The sequence below is a fragment of the Cryomorphaceae bacterium genome (genome assembly GCA_007695365.1).
GTDB lineage: Bacteria > Bacteroidota > Bacteroidia > Flavobacteriales_D > SKUL01 > SKUL01.
In genome coordinates this window covers 1-23,598 of the sequence record REDV01000038.1, presented here as the reverse complement: position 1 = coordinate 23,598, position 23,598 = coordinate 1, and the positions used below count along the sequence as shown (strand labels likewise).

Annotated in this window: 15 protein-coding genes and 1 tRNA gene; 7 read left to right on the top strand and 9 right to left on the bottom strand. The window is 49.9% G+C overall.

Annotation, left to right across the window (positions count from 1 at the left end; all coding sequences use genetic code 11):
* Positions 1-69 precede the first annotated feature (69 nt).
* On the top strand, positions 70-549 hold the full coding sequence (locus tag EA392_01275; protein ID TVR41631.1) for a hypothetical protein: 480 nt from the start codon (positions 70-72) through the stop codon (positions 547-549).
* Here the strand turns inward: EA392_01275 and EA392_01270 are convergent, their stop codons facing one another.
* The 3 genes from EA392_01270 to EA392_01260 form a co-directional block, all read right to left on the bottom strand.
* Positions 550-5,475 (bottom strand): hypothetical protein, encoded by a 4,926-nt coding sequence (locus EA392_01270; GenBank protein TVR41630.1) that lies wholly within the window; start codon positions 5,473-5,475, stop codon positions 550-552.
* Positions 5,476-5,547: 72 nt separating this feature from the next.
* Positions 5,548-6,615, bottom strand: coding sequence for a PA0069 family radical SAM protein (locus EA392_01265; protein ID TVR41629.1), 1,068 nt, complete (start codon positions 6,613-6,615; stop codon positions 5,548-5,550).
* A 92-nt stretch (positions 6,616-6,707) separates the two neighbouring features.
* Positions 6,708-7,313 carry a hypothetical protein gene (locus EA392_01260; GenBank protein ID TVR41628.1) on the bottom strand — a complete coding sequence of 202 codons (606 nt, stop codon included), beginning with the start codon at positions 7,311-7,313 and terminating at the stop codon, positions 6,708-6,710.
* Between the two features lie 185 nt (positions 7,314-7,498).
* On the opposite strand from EA392_01260, the gene EA392_01255 reads away from it, so the two are divergent.
* From EA392_01255 to EA392_01245, 3 genes are all read left to right on the top strand, one after another.
* Positions 7,499-7,819: a YbaB/EbfC family nucleoid-associated protein gene (locus EA392_01255; GenBank protein TVR41638.1), complete on the top strand. Its 321-nt coding sequence runs from the start codon at positions 7,499-7,501 to the stop codon at positions 7,817-7,819.
* Between the two features lie 62 nt (positions 7,820-7,881).
* Positions 7,882-8,859 (top strand): methylmalonyl Co-A mutase-associated GTPase MeaB, encoded by a 978-nt coding sequence (gene meaB / locus EA392_01250; GenBank protein TVR41637.1) that lies wholly within the window; start codon positions 7,882-7,884, stop codon positions 8,857-8,859.
* Between the two features lie 149 nt (positions 8,860-9,008).
* Positions 9,009-12,083, top strand: a complete 3,075-nt coding sequence (locus EA392_01245) for a DNA polymerase III subunit alpha (protein ID TVR41636.1) — start codon at positions 9,009-9,011, stop codon at positions 12,081-12,083.
* A 91-nt stretch (positions 12,084-12,174) separates the two neighbouring features.
* Here the strand turns inward: EA392_01245 and EA392_01240 are convergent, their stop codons facing one another.
* The 3 genes from EA392_01240 to mutS all read right to left on the bottom strand — a co-directional run bounded on the left by EA392_01240 (position 12,175) and on the right by mutS (position 15,497).
* Positions 12,175-12,429 carry a hypothetical protein gene (locus EA392_01240; GenBank protein TVR41627.1) on the bottom strand — a complete coding sequence of 85 codons (255 nt, stop codon included), beginning with the start codon at positions 12,427-12,429 and terminating at the stop codon, positions 12,175-12,177.
* 300 nt (positions 12,430-12,729) lie between these two features.
* Positions 12,730-12,805 (bottom strand) — tRNA-Gly (locus EA392_01235).
* A gap of 52 nt (positions 12,806-12,857) precedes the next feature.
* The gene (gene mutS, locus EA392_01230) at positions 12,858-15,497 is read right to left on the bottom strand and encodes a DNA mismatch repair protein MutS (GenBank protein ID TVR41626.1); all 2,640 of its coding nucleotides are present in this window, start codon (positions 15,495-15,497) and stop codon (positions 12,858-12,860) included.
* A gap of 76 nt (positions 15,498-15,573) precedes the next feature.
* On the opposite strand from mutS, the gene EA392_01225 reads away from it, so the two are divergent.
* Positions 15,574-16,113, top strand: a complete 540-nt coding sequence (locus tag EA392_01225) for a TrmH family RNA methyltransferase (GenBank protein ID TVR41625.1) — start codon at positions 15,574-15,576, stop codon at positions 16,111-16,113.
* A gap of 49 nt (positions 16,114-16,162) precedes the next feature.
* Positions 16,163-17,209, top strand: coding sequence for a hypothetical protein (locus tag EA392_01220; GenBank protein ID TVR41624.1), 1,047 nt, complete (start codon positions 16,163-16,165; stop codon positions 17,207-17,209).
* A gap of 470 nt (positions 17,210-17,679) precedes the next feature.
* Here EA392_01220 and EA392_01215 read toward each other — a convergent pair whose 3' ends face one another.
* From EA392_01215 to folK, 3 genes are all read right to left on the bottom strand, one after another.
* Positions 17,680-19,299 carry a hypothetical protein gene (locus tag EA392_01215; GenBank protein TVR41623.1) on the bottom strand — a complete coding sequence of 540 codons (1,620 nt, stop codon included), beginning with the start codon at positions 19,297-19,299 and terminating at the stop codon, positions 17,680-17,682.
* Positions 19,300-19,475: 176 nt separating this feature from the next.
* Complete coding sequence (locus tag EA392_01210) at positions 19,476-20,114, bottom strand: deoxynucleoside kinase (GenBank protein ID TVR41622.1); 639 nt, start codon at positions 20,112-20,114, stop codon at positions 19,476-19,478.
* Entirely contained in the window at positions 20,111-20,620 is a 510-nt protein-coding gene (gene folK, locus EA392_01205; protein ID TVR41621.1) for a 2-amino-4-hydroxy-6-hydroxymethyldihydropteridine diphosphokinase, read from the bottom strand. Before folK ends, EA392_01210 begins: the two co-directional genes overlap by 4 nt.
* Before the next feature lie 131 nt (positions 20,621-20,751).
* Here folK and sppA point away from each other — a divergent pair, with 131 nt between their 5' ends.
* Positions 20,752-22,572: a signal peptide peptidase SppA gene (sppA, locus tag EA392_01200; GenBank protein TVR41620.1), complete on the top strand. Its 1,821-nt coding sequence runs from the start codon at positions 20,752-20,754 to the stop codon at positions 22,570-22,572.
* The last annotated feature ends 1,026 nt before the right edge of the window (positions 22,573-23,598 follow it).

The following is a 23,598-nucleotide window of genomic DNA, read 5'->3' as shown; positions in this document are numbered from 1 at the left end:
AAAAATAGAATTTCCGGCCTCCCCCCTGCTTCGATGTGAAGACTTACCTTCGCGAACTCAATATTGATTATGCGCTATCATCGTTTGGGCAAAGAGGAGTTGGAAGAATTGCAACAGGAAATGATTCATTTTCTGGCAGCGCAAAGTATCACAGCCCATGAGTGGGAGGCCATCAAAACTCAAAGCCCCCAACGCACCGACGAGCTGCTGGATAAGTTCAGTGACATGGTGATTCACCGGGCATTGACCAACATAAAGGCATTGCGAATTGTTTCGCAGCACGAGTTGTACCTATTTCTCTTTGAGGAGCAAAACGCCAGGGTGATGCACTTTTCTCTTCCGCCTGAATCTGCGTACGCGTTTACGGATTCTGGCACCATCGAAGCTTTGAGCTCTGGTAAAATCACCTTGAAAGACATCCATGCAACTTGTTACAAGGGCGAGAAAACCCTTGGCGACCGCGAGGCTGAAATGTACGCCCTCGTGGTGCAGGGCGCGGTTCCGTGCAGTAAGGAGGATTACCACAAGATCGTGGCGGGGTTTGGGTGATTACCGGAGCACGTGTACACTTCCCTTATGCACTCCCCGCTCCTGATTTCGTGCAATGTACTCAAGGGTGTAAAAGTAAACCCCATCTGAAACCACCCGACCGCTTTTGCAGTGAATACCGTCCCAGGAGTTTTGGTTAATCAAATGGCAGATTTCTTGACCCCAACGATTAAACACCCTAAAGTTTGTTTGGATGTAACCAAATGGGTTGTAGAGAAACACGTCGTTGATTCCATCGCTGTTGGGCGAAAAAACATTGGAGATTTCCCCGTCGCAGGCTTCAGTTTCTATATCAAAAGTCCCCTCCGAAATACAACCATATTCATTGATCCAGGCCAGCGAATGCGACATACCCGGACTGAGAACCACCGGTGGAGTGAGCCAGAGTCCATTCAGCCAGACAGAGTCCTGTGAGGCAAATGGCAATTGCAGCGGAACCCCGGCACAAACCAGGGTATCTCCACTGAGCCATACGGGTGGCTGCGGCCAAACTTCCAGCCACAGGTCCTCCGATACGAAGCACGGCCCGTTCCAGACTATAATTTCGTACATGCCCGAATCTGCCGTCTGGGCTTCGGGTGTAAACCAAGATTCGTCATCCCATACTTCGCCTGAGGGCAGCACAATATTGGCCCAGCCTTCGGTGGCATTGGTCATTAACCACAAGCTATCGGTTTCGCAAACAGGTGAGTTATTGCTCCAGGTAACATTGGGGTAGGCAAACACGGAAATGGTTGTGTTTGTGGTAGATCCCGGACATTGCCCGGCAAAGCCCGTAAGTTGAACATTCAATCCGTTGGGTATTGGTGCCGGTAGAAAAAGGTTATCCGACCAAATTTCCCCTGTTTCCCATTGCCATATTGCCTCCTGACCCTCAGGTAATTCGGTGGACAACTCAAGCGGCATGTCTTCGCAAAGCTCAACTGCTCCTATAATCGGCAAAGAGTCAGGAAGAGCAACTACGTTTACTTCAAATCCTGCGGTTCCGGAAGCACATTCGCCCAGAAGCACGGTAAGATGAATGGTGTAGCTTCCGCCCTCGCTACCGGACACCCATTGGGCTGCAGGGTTTTGCGACAGAGGAATTCCATCGATGGTCCACAGATAAGAGGCGGCAAACAAGCTATCCGTTTCCAGCAGCAACGTATCACCGGCGCAATGGGTTGTATCGGCAAAAAGTGAAGGAGTGACAGTTGTGGGCAACACAAAAACCTGCAGAAATTCTGTCGGGCTGAGGCATCCGTTGTTATCAATGACCTGAAAAGGTATTGAAGTATCGTTGCCAAGCCCCTCTATTTCAATGGAGCTACCGAAAAGTGTGTCGCCATTGAGCCACCAAAGCACGTTGTCAAATCCCGGAAGCTGAAACGCAAAGTCATCACCGGCACAATGCAAGATATCATCGCTTGTCGGGGCCTGCGGCTGTTCGTGATTCTCAACCCAAATTTGCTGACTTTCCATGACACACCCTAAACTGTCAGTAACAGTCAATGAGTATGCTCCCGGCGCAATGGCCCAAAGTTGAGGATTGTTTTCTCCGCCTGGATTCCAGGAATAGACTACAAAGTTGGCCGTGGCTTCCAGGAGCACAGAGTCTTCCACACACTTCAGAACCGTATCGGGTTGGTTGAGCACGGGCCCTGAAGAGGTGGTCACAACAAGTGGGTTTGAGTTTCCTACACAACCCTCAAAATCAGTGGTGTTAAGGCTGTAGGTACCCGGTTCGGTAACCCATATTTGTGGAGAACTTTGCATGCCCGGCAACCACTGGTAGGAGGCCATACCCGGATTGGCCGTAAGCAAAAGCGAATCACCGTCGCAAATTACACTCGGTCCGCTCGAAGTGATGATTGCATTAACCTCTGTTTCGTATATCGTTATGAATTGCGTAGTTGTAATGCCGCAAAGCGTTATCTGACAACTATACACTCCGGGTTCGGTAACCGTTACTAAAAGGCTATTGGATGAAATGGGTTCGTCCCATTGCACAACCGCACCTTGCTGCGCCACCACCTGAAGTTCAACCTGCCCCTCCAGACAAAGGTCGTTGCCCGGAAGTGGAATGACAAACGGTGTACTATACTCGGCTACTTCCAGAATGTTGGATTCAACCTTGCAGCCTGAAAAGCTGGTAAGTATACAACTGTAAAAACCGGGTGTATTCACGTAAATATCCTGAGACGTTCCAACAACATTTCCCATCGGGCCAATCCATGTGTAGCTTAATCCGGGCTCTGAAATAAGCTGCACAGAATCACCGGGACAAATAACACCGTTTGAAGGAACCATCGTGATGGATGACGCATCAATAAATGAAACAAAAAAGGTTGTCCCTTGCTCTGCCATACATCCAAACTCATTAATTACAGTTGCATTGAGGCTGTATGCACCAGGTTCCCATGCAAGGATGGTGCTGTCATTTACCTCAATAAAGTTGGCACCCCCCCATGTTGGGTCAAAATCAAAACCACTTCCAACCAATACAACTGTATCACCCGGACATATTTGATTTGGGCCTTCAATAGAAAGTAGCGGATCAGGCTCAGGGTACATGTGAACGTAAATGGAATCTATAAAATGAGTTATAGAGTCATTGCAGAGGCTGGTTATGGCGATGTTGGTAACAATATAACCTGATTCATTGGGTAATATGGTTGCTTGCACCGGAGGGGTGGGGCCGGTCTCAGGAAAAATAAAAGCATCAATCAATGATGTCAGTGACCAACTTATGGATCCATTTTCAAAGATAAAAAGCAGGTCGTTTTCAGCGTCCGGGGGGATAATCATTACCGTGAGAAAGCTTTCTCCCGGGCAAAGAAAAACAGTGTCAATTGTTTGATCATACCCAGGAAATGCAATGGTTAAATCAATGTCGTTAATCGGATAGCTGGCGGCGATGGCGCTTTCATTTGAGCCTATACAACCATTTTCACTCTGAATATTGAAGCTGAATTGGGTGCTTCCAAATACATGAAATTCATTTTCATTTTCACCCGGGAGTACTACATCCATGTTTTCGAAAATCCACCAGGATTGATCTCCGGGATTTACGTTGCTGCCAGTCAGTGTCACGGTATCAGGAAGGCACAGGTGGGCTCCCATCACATCCGGTGGGAATCCCATTTCAGCACCCATATTGTGAGCAACAATTGGAACAGGAATTTCCAGTTTTTCAAAGTGAATGATTTGTTCGTGCTGTATACAACCATCTTCCCTGCTATAAACGGATATGTAATAATCTGTTTCCTCCACAACAAGGTACCCTGGAGGGGTTGTGTTTTGAGCAGTCCATTCGAGGGTGTAAGCAGGGTTCAAGGGCATGATGGTCGGGTCGTCGAACAAAAGGGTTATTGGGGCAATGCAGCTGGCAAGGCTGTCAACACATGATTGAACACAGGGAAATAGGTACGGCCGCTCGCACGCACCGGAGGGGCGCAGGAAATAATCCAGTGGTTGGCGATTGAGATTGATGGGAGAAGTTACGTATGCGTCGCGCCCCCCGGCTGAATTCACCCAGCGCATATTACCGTATGCCATGTCGCCGCAAAGCGGTGGATTAAGCCCCCCCTGCTGATTGCCCGAAATCGGTGAAAAGGTTCCCGCATTGGTTACCGTAAGCGCATTGTGGAAGCCGCCGCAAATAACCGGCAGATCAGGACCATCCACTATCATGTCTCTCACCGTAAGCACCCCAACACTGCCACTGTGCCTGCTCCAAAGTCTCTCTCCCTGTGAACTGTAGCCCGAAATGAAAACATCATCAAAACCGGCGCTGTAAAAGATACCGGTTCCAAATTCTGCCGAGTACTCATCCATGCGGCACCTGAACGTTCCGCCCACGTAGGCACCTCCAAGCTCGTCAACACCCACTACCCGACCGGACACAGGATTTTCAGAGCCCTCGTGTGTCAACCACTGCAGGTTTCCATTGGAGTTCATTTTGCACAGGAATGTGTTGTGGGTAAAGTTCGTCGGAAAGGTTTGCCCTGCCCCATCTCCTATAAAGCCAAATACTCCCAACCCGTTTCCACATACAAACACATCTCCGGAGCTATGCACTGCAATGTCGTATGCCGTGGTTTGTGAGGAAGTAATGGTTCGCACCCATTGCTCCGCGCCGTTTTCATTGAATTTCGCAACAAATCCGGCACTGAGTATGTCGTTGGGAGTAGGCGTATCGAAAGTGAGGGTGTCTGAATACTGGCCGCAGACGTACACATTGTTGGCAGCATCGGTGTCTATACCCAATCCGCGGCTGTCTCCTGTGGCTTGTCCGTGCTTCACCCAAAGCAAATCGCCTTCAGGGTTCACTTTGAGCACAAAAATATCCACCGTCGGGTCGTTGTCATCCGGGCTAACCAATGAATTAAACACTGTGCCCTCAAAGTTGATCTGCCCGCGAAACTGGCCTGTAACCAATATATTGCCACTGATATCAACGGTGATGTCATTGCCCAGATTGGCAAAGTCTCCTCCATAGGTTTTGAGCCATTCTGCTTCACCTTCTGACGATAACTTTAGCAGAAAAACATCCTGCGAACCTGGCGCTGCAGACACAACAAAATCACCAAAAGCGGCCGTGCCAGAGAAAAAACCAGTTACGTACACGGAACCGTCGGCAGCCAACGCCAAACCGTGGGCTCTGTCAGGTCCGTTTCCCCCACCGCTGAATGCCCATACAGGAACTCCATTGGGTGCAATTTTCAGCACATACACGTCTGATAAACCGGCTGATTCAAGTGAAGGCAAGCCAACAAGCGACATAGCGCCAGAATAATACCCGGTAAGATACGTGTTGTTGTCGCCATCACGGGCAAGCCCCATTGCCTCGTCCGCAGCAGGGCCTCCAAAACGCATCAGAAAGTTCTGTGCACCAGCATTGCACGACACAATCGCGAACAACATGATACTGATAAGTCGCCACATGGCCTGTTTGTTCTTGACCGAAAGTTAATCATTCATATTCAGCAAGCAGAACAATTTTGGGTATTGCCACACTCAAAACTTCATGCTCATTTGCCCGCCTCGCAAAAACTGCGACGTATCCGGCGGTGGCAACTTGTCACCAGGCAAGAAACGCTTTTGAGCCAGCCTGAACTGGTGGCGAACCTGTTCAGCGTAATGACCTTCACCCCGCATGCGAAGTTTCCATCTGGTTTCACTCAATGTGCCACCGTGGGTTTCTTTGATAAGATTCAGCACCTTCTCTGCCCTGTCGGGAAAATTTTTCTGAACCCAATCAGTAAAAAGCTGGCCATTGTGCCCGTTGAGGCGCACCAGGATATAGCTTGCAGAGTGGGCTCCGTGGGCCGCTACCGTTTTCACGAGCTCAAACACCTCATGGCTGTTAATGGCCGGAATAATGGGTGCCATGTTCACATTTACCTTGATGCCCGCCTCGCTCAGCGCATGTAGCGTTTTAAGGCGCTGCTGCACGGAGGCCGTTCGGGGTTCCATCACACGACGTACCTCCTCGTTGAGCGTGGTGATGGACAGTGTAACGCGCAAAAGGTTTAGCTCATTGAGCTTGGTAAGTAGGTCTAAATCGCGCAACAACAGGCTGTTTTTGGTGATGATTCCCACCGGGTTGCGGTACTGCAGGCAAACCTCGAGCAAGCGGCGGGTAATTTCAAACTTGCGCTCAGCAGGCTGATAGCAATCGGTATTACCCGACAATACGATGAGATCGGGTTGCCAGCTCTTCTTTTGAAAAGTATCCGCGAGCAGTTGGGCCGCATTTTTCTTGTAGAGCACTTTTTCTTCAAAATCACGGCCGGCGCTGTAGCCGTAATACTCATGACTGCCACGCGCATAGCAGTATATGCAGCCGTGCTCGCAACCCTGATAAGGATTCATAGACCAGTTAAAACCCAAATCCGGACTGTTGACTTTGGTGACGATACTCTTCGGAAAAATCTCCAGGTATTGCGTGCGGCGACCTTCGCTCTCACCGTCTTCATCAACCCCTTCCACATGTTCAATGACGCGCTCCTGAGCGGCGAAGCGGTTTTGAGGATTGTGCTGTGCACCCCTTCCGCGATGATATGTTGCCCTGGTTTTGCTCATGTTGAATCATCCAAACCCGAAGGCATCAAGGTACGAATCTCCGGGAACATGAATGAGCGCTCAGCAATTGCCCCAGCCCTCAACCACCCAACTCACTGCATCATGAAAAAAATGTAATCCGTGCGCGGAGGACTGCTCAGCCCGGCCTGACGCCCCATTGTAATAAGCTGCCCGCGATGATAAGTGGCGTGGTTCAGCACATGCTGAATAATATCCGCCAGGCTTACCGCCTTTTGGTCCTTACCCAGATTGCGGGTGTCGTGAAATGATTCTTCTGTGAGCTGATCTACATATACCTGAAACGCACGCGAGGTCTCCATAAAGCCGTTAAGCACTTCACGTTGCGAAAGGCCGCTATCTCTTTCAACAGCCATGGACCAGGCTTCTTTATTGAGGGTTGAAAGCCAGCCGTGCTCGGCATTCCAAAGGTGGCATACCGTGGTATTGAGGGTAGTAAAACTCGACTCAATGTGCATGCTCCACTGCACGCTGTCGGCCTCGCTGAGCCAGTTGCACAGTTGGAGGTTGGCCCAGGTGTTGTAAGCCGCCATTTTTTGGGTCTGCGAAAGTTGGGAAACTGAATGTGTCATGGTTTTATTGGGTTCATGTGGAACTGACTCCGCCCTTGAGAGCAGTGGTGTGAAGAGTATTGTGGCGAAAAGGGTTACGATGCCCGTAGTATTGGCGAATCTTTTCATGCGATTGAGTTTATATTTGGATTGATGAGTTGGTGCACGTACTTAAAGCCCCGCAAAATACAACAGGAAAGCACAAATTGTTTGTGGTCTCATGCATGATGTCAGTTATCAATGACTTTTCTCACTGGATTGCAACGCAGGTATCTCTGGGCAATCACTACATTCGTGGAGTAAATTCGAAGGAAATGTTTGGAGATCTCATGGGAAAGCTGCACGAAATGCAGCAAAATGTAAAAGATGCCAAAGAGCGCCTGGAGACTGTATCGGTAGCCGGTGAATCGAGCGATGGACGCGTGCGGGTGATTGTGAACGGAAATAAGGTAGTGAAGTCTGTTCATATGGACGAAACCCTCCGAAGCGCCGATCCCGAGGAACTGGAAGACCTGCTGATTTTGGCCATCAACCGCGCTTTGGAGCAGGCAGAAAAATTACATAAGGCAGAAATGTCGGCCGCAACCGGAAACCTGTTGCCTCCGCACCTGAGCCAAATGCTTCAAAACTCCTGATGAAGTCAGAGGAAAAAGCCAGGCAGCAGGCCATTGAGCGACTGAAATCATCGCGCAAAGCCATGCCCCATGCACGCGAGCTGGCCAATCAAATACTGGCCGGAAACCTGAAAGCACTGAGTCAGGGAATTACGCTCGTGGAAAGCATTGAGGCCTCCGGCTATCATCAGGCATTTGAACTCACCGAACTGCTTTATCCCCACTCAGGCAAAGCTCAACGTTTGGGAATTACTGGCGTGCCGGGCGTGGGAAAGAGCACCTTTATTGAAGCTTTCGGGCTTTACCTGGTTGAACGCGGACACAAGGTGGCTGTGCTGGCCATTGACCCCAGCAGTCAAAAAACCGGGGGTAGCATTTTGGGCGATAAGACCCGTATGGAACAGCTCTCCAGACACAAGAATGCCTTTATCAGACCCAGTCCGGCTGCCGAATCGTTGGGAGGTGTGGCCCGCGCAACAAGAGAAGCCATGATTCTGTGCGAAGCGGCGGGCTTTGATATGATCCTGATAGAAACGGTAGGCGTTGGCCAAAGCGAAACCGCCGTGCACAGCATGACCGATTTCTTTTTGCTGCTGATGCTGGCCGGTGCGGGCGATGAATTGCAAGGCATCAAACGGGGAATCATGGAAATGGCCGATGCCATCGCCATTACCAAAGCAGATGGCGACAATGTGCGCAAAGCGAGGCAGGCCGAACAAGCCTACAAAAATGCGCTTCATCTTTTTCCGCCCCAGGAAGATGGTTGGATTCCGCGTGTAACCTCCTGCTCAGCGCTTCACCACGAAGGGCTGGAGCACATCTATGAACTCTTTGAAGAACATCACCGCAAGCTCACCATTTCCGGGGCTCTGGCACGAAAGCGCGAGCAACAATCCATCTACTGGTTTCACACTGCGTTGAGCGACTTGTGGCGCGCGCACCTGATGGGCAATGAAACGCTGCGGAAACAGCAAAAACAACTGGAAAAAGAAGTGGGCTCCGGGCAAAAAAGCCCCTTTGCAGCCGCGCAAGAGCTGATCAAAGGTCTGCAAAAGTTGTAACGAAGTATTCCCTGGGCTTCGGTCGGAACTTGCTCGCAAACAACAGGGCCAGCCAAAATATCCACCTCCGTAAATAGGTTACGCACCCAAGATCCAAAATTTGTGGGTAACTTAACAGGCTGCCCATGCGGCACAAATACGTTTCCACAATGCTCCTCAACACCCACAGCTACTATAGTTTGCGCTACGGAACCCTCGCTCCCAAAGAACTCCTGGAGCATTGTGCAAGCACCGGTCACCGGCAGGTGGCCCTCACCGACATCAACAATACCTCGGCCGTGCTCAACACCCTGCGCATAGCTCCTCAATCAGGAGTACGCGTGGTGCCCGGCATTGACTTCCGCAACGGGGTGCAGCAACAGTACGTGGTGCTGGCCAAAAACAACAAAGGCTTTGAAGAAGCCAACCGGCACCTCACCAAACACCTGCACTCCGGCGAAGGTTTTGCCCCGCAGGCACCTCTGTTCAAACACTGCTTTGTGGTTTATCCGTTGAGTCAATTCAAGGGCTCTGCGCTGAAAAACCACGAATTTATAGGGGTGCACCTGCGCGACCTGAACCGCCTGCCCTTTATTCAGGGCCTGCCCCCGAGCAAGCTGGTTGCCATGCCCACCGCCAGCTTTGCCGGCAAACGGCACTACAACGCCCATCGCCTGCTGCGAGCTATTGACTGCAATACGCTGCTCAGCAAATTGACTCCATCCGCGTGCGCACCCGAAACCGATCAATTCCAAAGTCGCACAGAACTGGAACACGCCTACCGCAATTACCCCGAGCTGATTCACCGCGCCGATACCCTCCTGAACGCCTGCTATGTGGAGTTTGCGTTTAACGACCCGGCATCGCACCAAAACCAACGAACTTATACCGGCAATGCCGAAAAAGACTTTGAACTCATCCGCAGGCTCTGCCACGACGGGCTGCACTACCGTTACCCTACTCCGTCGAAGGAAATTTTGGAGCGCATCGAAAAAGAGCTCAACATCATCCGGCAGAAAGATTTTACAGCTTACTTCCTCATCAACTGGGATATTGTGCGCTACGCACGGAGCAAGGGCTACTTTTACGTGGGTCGCGGGAGCGGCGCCAACAGCATCGTAGCCTACCTGCTGCGCATCACCGACGTGGATCCCATTGAACTGGATCTGTATTTTGAGCGATTTATCAACCTCTACCGCCAAAATCCACCCGACTTCGACCTGGATTTTTCGTGGAAAGACCGCGATGACATTACGCGCTACATCTTTACGCGCTTTCCGAACACTGCGCTGCTGGCTACCTACAACACGTTTCAATACCGGGCGGTGGTGCGCGAACTGGGTAAGGTGTTCGGGCTACCCAAAAACGACATTGACATGCTGAGTGCGGGCCGCTTCGACATGCACAGCCTCGACCACCTGCACCGCCTTGTGCTGAAATACAGCGCACTGATCCAGGATTTCCCCAGCCACCTTAGTATTCACGCCGGGGGCATTGTCATTTCCGAAAAACCGATCGAATATTTCACCGCCACGTTTATGCCGCCCAAAGGCTACCCCACCACGCAGTTCGACATGGTAGTGGCCGAGGATGTGGGGTTGTACAAGTTTGATATTCTGAGTCAACGAGGGCTGGGCAAAATCAAAGACGCCGTAGAGCTCGTGCATCGCAACCACCCCGAGGCGCCGCGCATCGACATTCACGATGTGGAGCGATTCAAGCACGACGAAAAAGTAAAAACCATGCTGCGCGCCGGAAAGGCCATCGGCTGCTTTTACGTGGAATCGCCAGCCATGCGGATGCTGCTCACCAAGCTGAAAGTGGATCACTACCTCGGGCTGGTGGCGGCCAGTTCTATCATCCGGCCGGGCGTAGCCAAATCGGGAATGATGCGTGAGTACATTATGCGCTTCCGTCACCCCGAACGCCGCGAAGACGCTCACCCGGTGATGCGCGAGATTATGCCCGAAACGTTTGGAGTGATGGTGTACCAGGAAGATGTGATTAAGGTGGCGCACTACTTCGCCGGACTCACGCTGGGCGAAGCCGACGTGTTGCGGCGCGGCATGAGCGGGAAATACCGCGGTCGCGAAGAATTTCAAAAAGTGCAGGAAAAATTCTTCGCCAACTGCCGCGAAAAGGGCTATACCGACGAACTCAGCAAGGAAATCTGGCGGCAGATTGAGAGCTTTGCCGGTTATGCCTTTTCGAAAGGCCACTCCGCCAGTTATGCCGTGGAGAGCTACCAGAGTCTTTTCCTCAAGGCTCACTACCCGCTCGAATACATGTGCGCCACGATCAACAATTTTGGTGGGTTTTACAGTACCGAGTTGTATGTGCACGAAGCGCGGATGCACGGGGCCGACATCCAGGCGCCGTGTGTAAACCGCAGCGATTACCTGACCACGCTGGTCGGCAACCAACTTTACCTCGGGTTTATCCACCTGCACGAATTTGAAATACGGGCCGCTGAAAAACTCGTGAAAGCGCGCGCGGCCAAAGGTGCTTTTGTGGACTTCGATGATTTTATCGACCGCGTGGCGATGGGCATCGAACAGGTTTCGATTCTCATTCGCGTGGGGGCGTTTCGCTTTACCGGGGTGAACAAGCGCGAACTGCTGTGGCAGGCACACATGAAACTCGGCAAAAGCACCGCCGAACCGATTACGGAAAAACTCTTCGGCGTATCGCACAAGAATTACACGTTGCCCCCGCTCACCACCACACCCGAAGAGGAAGCCTTTGATCAGATGGAACTGCTGGGCTTTCCGCTGTGCAACCCGTTTGACCTGCTGGAATCTCCACCCGAACAATTTCTGCTGGCGAGTGATCTGCCCGCTACAGCGGGCAGGCCCACGCACCTCAATCGCCACATCACCCTGTACGGCTACCTGGTAACGGCCAAGGTTACCAAGACCAGCAACGGCAAGCGCATGCACTTTGGTAACTTCCTCGATTACAACGGCTACTTTTTCGATACCGTGCATTTTCCGCAAGTGGCGGAACGCTTTCCCTTTCGCGGGCGAGGGGTGTACATCGTTTCCGGAAAAGTGAGCGAGGAATTTGGCTGTTACAGCATCGAAGTCACCAGCATGCAAAAGGCCGCCCTTATCCCCGACCCGCGCTACAGCGATTTGCGGACTACGAGTAAATTCCGTTCGTTGAAAAGTGTGGAGGAAGGTGCTTTGAAGCGGAGTGAGGAGAAGAAGAAGGAGGTGGTGATAAGAGGTGTGGGGGTTCTATAACCATTGAAAACATAAAATTCTAATCAACGCACAACATTTTTTTCTAATTTTATCACATCACACTTTTCTAATTTTCGTACAGCGTATTTTTCTAGTCTTCATGCAACGACAACGACCCCACATCTCGCGCAAGCATTAGCGCAGCGGTGCTTGTGTGAAGTTCGTATTCGCTTAGGCGAATGTCCAAAAGACCTTTTTCGCCAGCGTAATCACGGGCGCTGTTATAAAAATAATCCCCGTCCCCTGCAGACAGATGACAACTCGGTTTTGTTGTGATGGTGGTGGCGGATAAAAACCATGCAGTGAGGTGAAAAGTATCATGAATTCGGGTTGCTTTCAGAATCATAAAAACGGACGTTCGGCGTAGCGCACTTTTACAATCAAATGCACAAGCAACAGCAGATGTGCTCGGCGTAGCGTCCCGCTACGCCGCAGCAATCAAGGCCTCCGGCCTTACTACTTTATGTCGTTCCGCTACACAATGCGTTGAATGACATCACGGGATTGCTTGCGCGATCCCAAGGGGGGAGGCTTTCAACAGCCCGCTCCAACCTTTGGTTGGTGGGCTTTTCTTTTGCCCCACCTTTGAAAAGCGAGCTTTTCCGATGGGGCAAAAGAAAAGCCCGAACCTCATGGTTCGGGCTTGTTGAGCGAGAGACGGGATTCGAACCCGCGACCCCGACCTTGGCAAGGTCGTGCTCTACCAGCTGAGCTACTCTCGCGAAGCGGATGCAAAAGTAAAGATTTCCACAAAACCTCAAAGTGAAAGCAGAATTAATTCAGTCCGGAAATCTTTTTGATTTCATTCAGCTTCATCAAGGCCTCTACAGGAGTAAGGGTATTGATGTCAATGTTTTCAATCTCATCACGAATCTGACTAAGCACCGGGTCATCTAACTGAAAGAAGCTCAACTGCATTTTATCATCTTCGGCCTTGCCGTTTTTGTGTTTGGCCGGTGATTTTCCATTCATATCGGGCTTACCGCGCTTTTTCTCAAGGTCATGAAGAATACTTGTGGCCCGTTTTACCAAAGAAGACGGCATACCCGCCATGCGCGCCACGTGAATACCAAAGCTGTGTTCGCTTCCGCCCGGTTCCAGCTTTCGTAAAAACAATACGCGCTTGCCCAGCTCCTTTACCGATACATTGAAGTTGGCAATGCGCAAAAAGCGCTCCGACATTTCGTTCAACTCGTGGTAATGGGTGGCAAAGAGGGTTTTGGCCCGGGCGGTGGGGTGCTCATGAAGGTATTCGGCAATGGCCCATGCAATGGATATTCCATCATAAGTGCTCGTACCCCGTCCGATTTCGTCGAGCAGAACCAGGCTTCGGTTGCTCAGGTTGTTCAGGATACTGGCTGTTTCGTTCATTTCCACCATAAAGGTGGATTCACCGTGCGAGATGTTGTCGGATGCCCCCACCCGCGTAAAGATTTTGTCCACCAATCCGATGCGCGCCCGCTCGGCAGGCACAAAGCTTCCCATTTGCGCAAGCAGCACAATCAAGGCGGTTTGCCTGAGCAATGCCGACTTACCACTCATATTGGGGCCGGTTATCATCATGATTTGTTGATCTTCGGTATTCAGGCTTACATCATTGCTCACATACTCCTCACCGAAAGGCAGTTGAAGCTCAATCACCGGATGGCGGCCACCTGCGATGTCGAGGTCGGTGGAATCATCCATCAGCGGACGAACGTAGTTGTTTCGGAGTGCCACTTCGGCAAAAGCCAACAGACCATCCAAACGGGCCACGGCCTGTGCATTAGCCTGAATAGGTTGAATGTAATCGGCAAGCTGCTCTACCAGGGCGGCAAAAATGGACGACTCCAGCGCGAGTATCTTTTCTTCTGCACCCAGAATCTTGCTCTCATATTCTTTCAGCTCTTCGGTGATGTAGCGTTCAGCGTTCACAAGCGTTTGCTTGCGAATCCATTCTGGCGGAACACGATCTTTGTGAGTATTGCGCACCTCAAGGTAGTACCCAAATACGTTGTTGTAGGATATTTTCAGCGAAGCGATGCCGGTACGTTCCACCTCTCGGTTTCTGATTTTCTCGAGAAAAGCTTTACCCGAGCCCATGATACCGCGCAGCTCATCAAGCTCCGGATGCACCCCATCGGCAATCACATCGCCCTTCCCAATGGCAGCCGGTGCATCAGGGTGAAGTTCTTTCCCTATCCGCTCGCGAATCAACTCGCAGGGGTTGATCTGATCACCGATTCGTTTCAACTCATCACTTTCGCTCTCCAAACACAACTGCCGAATGGGCAACAGTGCATCAAGTGCGATTTTCATTTGGTTTACCTCGCGCGGGGTAATCTTGCCCACCGCCACGCGGGAAATCATTCTTTCCAGGTCGCCCACTTTTGAAAGCTCGCGCGCGGCAACCTTGCGGGCCTCTTCATTATTGAAGAAGTACTCCACCACGTCATGCCGTGCTTCAATAGCACTCCGGTTGCGAAGCGGCAGAACCATCCAGCGCTTCATCTGCCGCGAACCCATGGGTGAAACCGTTTGATCGAGCACACTTAACAAGGTCCGGGCATTCTCGTTGGGCGAAAAAACAAGCTCAAGGTTGCGCACAGTAAAAGCATCTAACCAGACATACTGTGATTCCTCAATGCGCTTAATGCCCGTAATGTGCCCCAGGCGGTCGTTGCGGGTTTCGCCCACGTAATGCAAGGTAGCCCCGGCAGCCGCAACTGCCTCATTGAAATCCTCTATACCAAACCCTTTCAGCGTTTTGGTTTCGAAATGTCTTATCAGTCTTTCGTAGCCAAAATCACGGTGAAAAGCCCAGTCTTCGAGCTGGTAGGTATAGTAGCGATTACCAAAAAGCTCCTGATAGCGGTTGTTGTGTTGCTTCTGGTAGAGTACCTCCTTGGGCTCAAAGCTTTGAACAAGTTTTTCAATCTCCGCCTGCGAGCCTTCTGAAACAAGCATTTCTCCGGTGGAGATGTCCAGAAAGGCCACGCCCATTCGCTCCTTTCCAAAGTGGATGGCAGCCAGAAAATTGTTGGAGCGGTGATCGAGGGTTTTTTCGTTGAAGGACACACCTGGAGTAACCAATTCTGTCACGTCGCGCTTCACAATGGTTTTGGTGAGCTTGGGATCTTCAATCTGATCGCAGATGGCTACGCGGTATCCAGCGCGCACCAATTTGGGCAGGTAAGTTTCGAGGGAGTGATGCGGAAAACCCGCTAATTCAATGTGTGCGGCTGCTCCGTTTTTTCGCTGGGTTTGCACAATACCAAGCACGCGTGATGCCGTAACAGCATCCTGACCAAAGGTTTCGTAAAAATCCCCCACGCGAAAAAGGAGTATCGCATCGGGGTATTTAGCTTTGAAACTATTGTATTGCTTCATCAGGGGTGTTTCGCCCCCGTCCTGTTTTTTACTCCGTCCCGCCATCTTTCCTGAATTCAAAATAAAAATAGGATTCCTCTTCCGGGATACAGAACTTTACCCCCACATTTTTTCACATTTTATGAACACCAAGCTCAGTTTGGAACAACTCCACCGACCCAACCCAGAGGCTTTCAGCAAAATGGAAAAGCTCCCTTTGGTGGTCATTCTTGAGAATATTCGCAGCCGCAGCAACATAGGATCCGTATTCAGGAGTGCTGACGCATTTTTGGTCAAAGAAATTTTTCTTTGCGGATACACTGCCTGCCCACCTCACAGAGATATCCAGAAAACAGCACTCGGTGCAACCGAAACAGTGCTTTGGAGGCATGAAGAAGACACCCACCACGTCATTGCCACGTTACGCCGGGATGGTTACCAGATATGGGGAGTAGAGCAAAGTTCGCACAGTATTGAGCTCCGCGGTTTCAATCCGCTCCCAAACAAACCGATCGCACTGATTTTCGGAAATGAGGTAGACGGTGTTCAGCAAAGTACGATTGACCTTTGTGACGGATGCATCGAAATCAGCCAGTCGGGAACCAAACATTCTCTGAATGTTGCAGTATGTGGTGGAATCGTTCTCTACGAAATCTACCGCCAGTGGACACGCAACCCTTGATGTTAAGCTTCATTTAATTAGTCTACGAGATTTGGATTTTTGAGCTTATTTGTATCTTTACCATCTGACCAAGCTCATCAACCAGTTGTTGACACTATTTAGAATGCAATCAAAAGCAAAGGTAATCAGAGCAATAGCCATTATTGCATGTGCCGTATTGTCATACGGAGGGTTGCATGCGCAGTATTACCAACATCAAAATTACTGGAAGCTTGAGCGGCACGAATTGGCGTTTGGAGTCGGTGCCATCAATTTTTTGGGTGAGTTGGGAGGTCGGGATGCCATTGGTAGTCCGTTTTTGATTGATACCGAGCTTTCGATGTTCAGACCTGCGTTTCATATTGATTACAGGTACAGGATTGCCCGCAGGGTTGTGTTAAAGGCCGGTTTCCACTACGGCATTATCGCTGGAAATGACGCACTGACCAATGAGCCCTTTCGCCAACACAGAAACATCCACTTCAAGTCCAATATCTACGAGTTTTCTGTGAAGGGGGAATTTACCATCTACGAAATTCAACCCGGTTCGCGTTACAAATTACTGGGGGTGAAAACCCGACCTCGTGGAGGTGTGTTCTACGGATTTGTGGGGGTGGGGATTGCCCACTTCAATCCTAAAGCAAACTACAATGGAGAGTGGGTAAATCTTAGACCTCTGGGAACAGAAGGGCAGAATTTTGAAAATGGCCCTGATCCTTATTCCCTTTTCACACCGGTATTCCCAATGGGCTTTGGATACCGTACTTATCTGACCAACCAACTGAGTTTGGGTATTGAAATATCCCACCGAATAACCATGACGGATTACATGGATGATACAAGTACCATCTATTACGACAATGCGGCTATTCAGGCTCAGGATGGCCCGATGGCTGCCTATTTTGCCAACCCAAGTGTTCCAGTGAATGTTGCAGGGTCTGACGGCCCAGTAAATCTCAACTCTACCGGCACCGGAATGCAGCGCGGAAACCCAGACAACAACGACAGTTACTTCTTTGTGATGGTAACCCTTACGCACAAATTCACTCCAGTGCGTCAAAAGCATCGTGGCAAAATACGCGTTACTCGTAAGCGTGGCGGAAAGGTTATCTTCTAGAGAAAGGAGGTTTACTTTTGAGAAATTCATTTCGGAGGGTCGTTGTTGACCCTCCTTTTTTTTGAGGTCAACCCATCACATTTTTCCGTGTGAGTTGACATTCTCCTTATGCGAATTCCTTGCTCATTCCTCAAGTGAAGCAAAATCTCACAGCACACAACCTCATTGCCGGTTAAATGCGGCCCGCCTTGAATGCGCAAATGCCATTGCAAATTCTCACAAAGACGGAGCAAAACCCGGGCAGCTGGTACAAGCGAATTGTAGTTCAAAAGCAAAATTGCTGATGAATGATATCGCAAATCAACCTGAGGTAATGCACACCTCATAGTATAGCCACACAAACAAAATACATCAACATTGGGTCCAGGTGCAGAACAAGCTCCAAGTCGTGGCCGCCCAGCCAGAGTAGCCACAAAAAAAATCCCCGGCCACAATGACCGGGGATTACAATTTGTATCAGGTAAGCAGGCTTACTTGGTGGCGTCGCGGTAATCTCTGAACTCGAGATCTTTTGCAGCTTTGTCGCGCAATGAACCATCTTGCGAATAAGCAGACTGCAGGCTGCTTTTCACGAGGTTGCCATCAGCCAGGCGAGCACCGATGATGGCCATCAGGTACTGACCCATGGCGCTGTCTTTCTCTGGTGCGGCCTCAAGGGTTGTTTTCGCTCCCTGAGCATTTCCATTCAACATCTTGGCAAGTGCAGAATTGAAAGTATTCTCGCTTCCCATGTTTCCAATGGCACTTTGGTAGTCACCATTCTGAATATTGATCAGCCCCATGTTGTACGACACCTCAGGACCCGCAGCTGTTGCGTTTTGAAAGTGCTCCATCGCTTTCTTGCGGTCGCCTTTCAAACGGGCAATCACTCCCAGGTTGTTAGTGGCAAATGGGTTTTGCTGAATCTCATTAGACTTGATAAACTGAGCCTCGGCTTCGTTCATTTTGTTCTGAAGCATGTAGATGTAACCTACATTGTTGGCTCCTCGATAATCATTGGTATGATGCTGTGCACATGCCTGGTAGAATTGAAGCTGTTCATTGATATCACTGGTCAATGTGGCCGCATAAAGCATCTCCTCAACATTAAGTTCGGCCGGAGCTGTGCGCGCCAGGTTGAGAATCTCCTCATCGGTTTTTCCGGTGATTTCGTACACCATCGTCATTTGCGAACGACGTAAATCGGGGAGGATTTTATCAGCAATCACTTTGTAAGTAGCCGCAAGGTTGCGAATTTCCTTTTCGCGCTTGGTAACGTCATCGTACATATTCAAAATACGAAGAATCAAATCCTTATCCGGAATGTTACTCGCTTCCATAGCTTTCTGGAAACCTTTCCAGTCTTCACCCTTACCGCGGAGATTGAAGAAACTGCCCTCTGCTTTCAGCTTGCGGCGCTTCATTTCCTGCTCCACTACCTTGCTGGCCGATTTAGCCCGGTCGTCAGCGAGGTTCTCGTTGAAAGAAATTTCTCCTTCGGGAGACGCATAGGCATCAATGTTCAGGGCCGTTGCCGCTTTCATTGGATCATCAGAGATGTCCTTGATCAGCGCCATCATCGCCTTCACATCATCCTCGCGCAGTTCTGAGCCACGCACATGCGAAGAATTCACCAGGTAGTTGATTTGCGCGTACAAGTCGTGTTGAGTAACGCGTTGAAACTTATCCTTTCCAAGAAGAACTTTATCATCCGAAAGCATCAGAAAAGGAGTGGTACGAACACCGTCAGCAATCTTTACAGGGTCAAAATCTCTTGATTTGTTCCCCATGATTCCTTTGAAATTAACCATCACCTCTGACACCTCCATATCGGGAGTGTAAGCTACTTTGTCCGAGTAGGTGTAATTCTTACCACTTTCGTGAGGAACCACGATACCGTTACCGGGTGCGTTCTCGCCCTGGTACATCACCATTTTATATTCGGTCTGGCCCGCAGCATAAGTTAGGGTCGGGGTCATCTCCATCATCGCTTTCTTGTGGAAGTACTTACCGGGAAACTTACCGGATATGTTCAGCTCAACGCTGTCACCTCGCACAATAAGAGGCTCAGGATCTACATTGTAGGTAATGTCATTGGCATATCTAGCCATTTTACCCAGACCACCGCATGCAGTAAGAAGCAGAGATGCCGCAGCTACCGTAAACAGGCCTTTGTAGTGTCGCAGTTTCATTCGTAGTTGTTTTGATTTGTGTATTGTTAGACAGGTGCAAGTATAGGTATTGTTTTTCAATTCTGAAAAGCAGCTACCAGAGTTTTCTCACGTCGTTAAGAACCTTTAAGAATTGCTGTATGAAATCCTTGTTCATACCTTTGGTTGATCAGGTTCAAAAGCGACGCATAAACAGATTTATCATCCACAAAATCTGCATCTTTCATATCAATCACCAATGAGGTAAGTCCGGGCTGCTGACGGATAAACTGCAGGTATCTTTCCTGCACTCGCTGCAGATAATCAGCCGAAATTTGCTGCTCGTAGGGCCTTCCTCTCTTCCTTATTTGCTCAAGTGAACGCTCAACATCCAGATACAAATACACTAAAAGGTCGGGTTTAGGCAGCGTTTCGAACATAATATGGAACAGTCGCGCGAAAAGATCGTACTCATCATCGCGCAGGTTGGTAGCCGAAAAAATCAACGATTTCCCCATGAAATAATCCGAAACGGTGACTTGATGAAAAAGACTCGGGTTGCTCAGCCTCTGGCGCAATTGATGGTAACGGTCAGCAAGAAAGTACAGTTCTACCGCGAAAGCATGACGCTCAGGGTTGTCGTAGAACTGTGGCAAAAACGGGTTGTCTTCAAATTCCTCGAGCAGCAAATCAGCATCCCACTGCTCAGCCAGCTTGCGGGCAAGAGTAGTTTTACCCGCCCCAATATTCCCTTCAATGGCCACGTATCTTCTCATGGCAGGCGTATCATATCAACAGGCATTTTGTGCATACCGGCCAGTTCTCCAATGGTTGCACCAGTTATGGGATGGCACCATTCGGAGGCAATTTCGCAGGCAGGAATCAGCACAAACGCGCGTTCATGAAAACGGGGATGGGGTAATTCGAGCCCCTCGGTATGAATCACCGTGTCGCCCGCCATCAACATATCTAAATCTATGGTTCGGGAGGTATAACCCACCGCCCCCTCTACCCTCGTTCTGCCCAACTCAATCTCAATGGCCAGCAACTGTGCAAGCAGCGAATGGGGTTCTAACTCAGAATCCAGCAACAAGACCTGGTTGTAAAACGGCTGATCGGCAGTAAAACCCCACGGTGGCGTTTGATAAATTGCAGACGCATTCAAAACGCGCCCGCAACGGCACCCGATAAGATATACAGCGTCCGATAGATTTTTCAACCGATCGCCTATATTAGAGCCCAGAGAAAGCAGATACTGCATAGAAGGCGCAAAATTAACCATTCTCGGTGGTCGCCATTTAACCCCGCTTGTGTCCTTTGGTGTAAATTGCGGTGGCAGGATTGAACATCACACCTAAATTTGAACAACTAATCCCTTCGTCGAAAAACAATAAGAAATCTAATCATAACATCATGAAGCAGTTTTTCAAATTTATGTTTGCCTCAATGCTCGGTTTCGTCATCTCGGGCGTTGTTCTCATTTTCATTTTTATAGCGGTTCTTGCAGGAGTCATTGCAAGTTCATTTGACACAAAAAGTTCACGAACTGTAGACGTCAAAGACAAAACCGTACTGCACATCACCATGGATCAAAACATCGTTGATCGCGGCAGGGATCAGGATTTTGACTTTAGCTTTCCGGGTTTTGAAACCCGCGGAAGAATGGGGCTCAATCAAGTGCTGCGAAATCTCGAAAAAGCATCCAAAGACGACAAAGTATCGGGTATTTTCCTTGACTTCAGCTCTGTATCCATAGGCATGTCGAGTTTGGATGAAATCCGTCAGGCTTTGATCGATTTTCGCGAAAGCGGAAAATGGATTGTGAGTTACTCCGAAACCTACTCACTGATGTCTTATTACCTGGCATCTGTCTCAGACGAAATCTACATCTACCCTGAGGGGATGCTCGATTTCAGAGGACTCCAAAGTGAAATTATGTTCATGAAAGGAATGCTCGAAAAACTCGATATCGAGCCACAAATCATTCGTGGACCTGACAACAAGTACAAAAGTGCAGTTGAGCCGTTTTTCCTCGACAAGATGAGCGATTCAAACAGGGAGCAAATTCAGGAGCTGATTGATTCAGCCTGGGATCACATTCGGGGAAGCATCGCTGCTTCGCGTGGATTGTCGTCAGACGAACTCAATACCATAGCCGATGGCATGCTGATTCGGGAGGCATCTGATGCCGTTAAATATGGTATGGCCGACCGAACCATGTACAAGGATGAACTGCTAGCGCTTATCCGTGAAAAGCTTGAAATTGAAAAGAAAGGCGACATCGAATTTCTCACCCTGCGTCGTTACTTCCGCGCACCAGACCCGCAGAAAGCCGAAAAAATCAAGCGTTCGCTGCTCGAAGGCAAAAAAGATAAGGTTGCCATTGTCTATGCTTCAGGGGCCATTGAAGGTGGCGACGGTGACCGCGAAACCATTGGCTCAGAGCGCATTTCCAAAGCCATCCGGCAGGCACGTCTGGATACCACCGTAAAAGCCATTGTACTCCGCGTAAATTCGCCCGGAGGAAGCGCGTTGGCGTCTGATGTAATCTGGCGCGAAACCGTACTGGCTAAGGCCGAAAAACCCTTTGTTGTTTCAATGGGAGATGTAGCCGCATCAGGCGGGTATTATATTAGTTGCGCAGCTGATAAAATCTACGCCATGCCCAATACCATCACGGGCTCCATTGGTGTATTCGGGATGCTACCCAATATGGAGAAGTTCTTTAACAATAAACTGGGCATCACCTTTGACGGAGTAAAAACCAACCGCTTCGCTGACATGATGACTATTTCGCGTGCGTTGGACCCCGAGGAAATGGCCATCATTGAAGAATCGGTGGTAAAAATCTATGACGACTTTAAGGACAAGGTAGCCGACGGCCGGAAAATGTCGCCCATCAAAGTGGAAGAAGTAGCCCGCGGGCGCGTGTGGACCGGAACAGACGCCCTGAAAATGGGCCTGGTGGACGAGCTCGGCGGACTTGACGCTGCCATTGCCGATGCTGCAGAGCGCGCAGGACTCGGCGAAGACTTCGACGTAAAAGGATATCCTGAATTAAAGGATCCCTTTGAAGAATTTATAAAGGAACTCACCGGACAGGCCGAAGTGTGGGCCGCCGGAGTAATCCTCGGTAACGACGCACGTATGGCCAAACGATTCAACCAGGCGCGCAAAATTCAAAAGCTCGAGGGCGTGCAAATGCTGATGCCTTACGAGATTGACGTGCGCTAGTCACCGATTGAAACCGAAATAAGAAAGCTCTCTGTCCGAGAGCTTTTTTTGTGAGGTTTTGCTCACAAAAAAGCCAGTACCCACAGCCTTCAGGATACTGTCCCAAAAAAGTGTGCAAAGGCAAAGAGTCTTATCTTCAAGTGCGAAAAAGCAGTGAACACTATAACAAGCACACAAAATGAGGACAAAGCCCCCGCTACCGCGCGAAATGAAATTCGACGCAGTCAATCCTTTCGCTTGGGATTGACTATCAATGAAATGAACTCCACTCCTCTGCGGTCCGGGCACAATAGCCAGCCAATTACCCTCACCTTTTAAAAGCCCCAACCACGGCCTCCCATCGCCTGATCTGCGTGAAAGAAGCACCTATATGTTCGGCCACTTGCCGTTGGGAGAGGCCCTTTTGTTGTAAAAGGGGATTACTTCGTTTCCCAAGATTGGGCCTTGTACCCAAACAACCCAACGCCCCGGGCTTCGCCTGTGCGTTTTTGTTTTGCCCCCAGGCTCAGACTAAAGTCTGGATGAAAAGATGAAAAAGGGGATTACTACGTGATCCCAACATTGGGGGCTTGGTACCCAAACAACATAACGCCCCAGGCTATGCCTGTGCGTTTTTGTTTTGCCCCCAGGCTCAGACTAAAGTCTGGCTGAAAAGATGAAAAAGGGGATTACTGCGTGATCCCGGGCGGGGGCCTTTGTACCCAATCAACCCAAACGCCCCAGGCTATGCCTGTGCGTTTTTGTTTTGCCCGAAGCTCAGACTAAAGTCTGGCTGAAAAGATGAAAAAGGGGATTACTACGTGATCCCAACATTGGGGGCTTGGTACCCAAACAACATAACGCCCCAGGCTATGCCTGTGCGTTTTTGTTTTGCCCCCAGGCTCAGACTAAAGTCTGGCTGAAAAGATGAAAAAGGGGATTACTGCGTGATCCCGGGCGGGGGCCTTTGTACCCAATCAACCCAAACGCCCCAGGCTATGCCTGTGCGTTTTTGTTTTGCCCGAAGCTCAGACTAAAGTCTGGCTG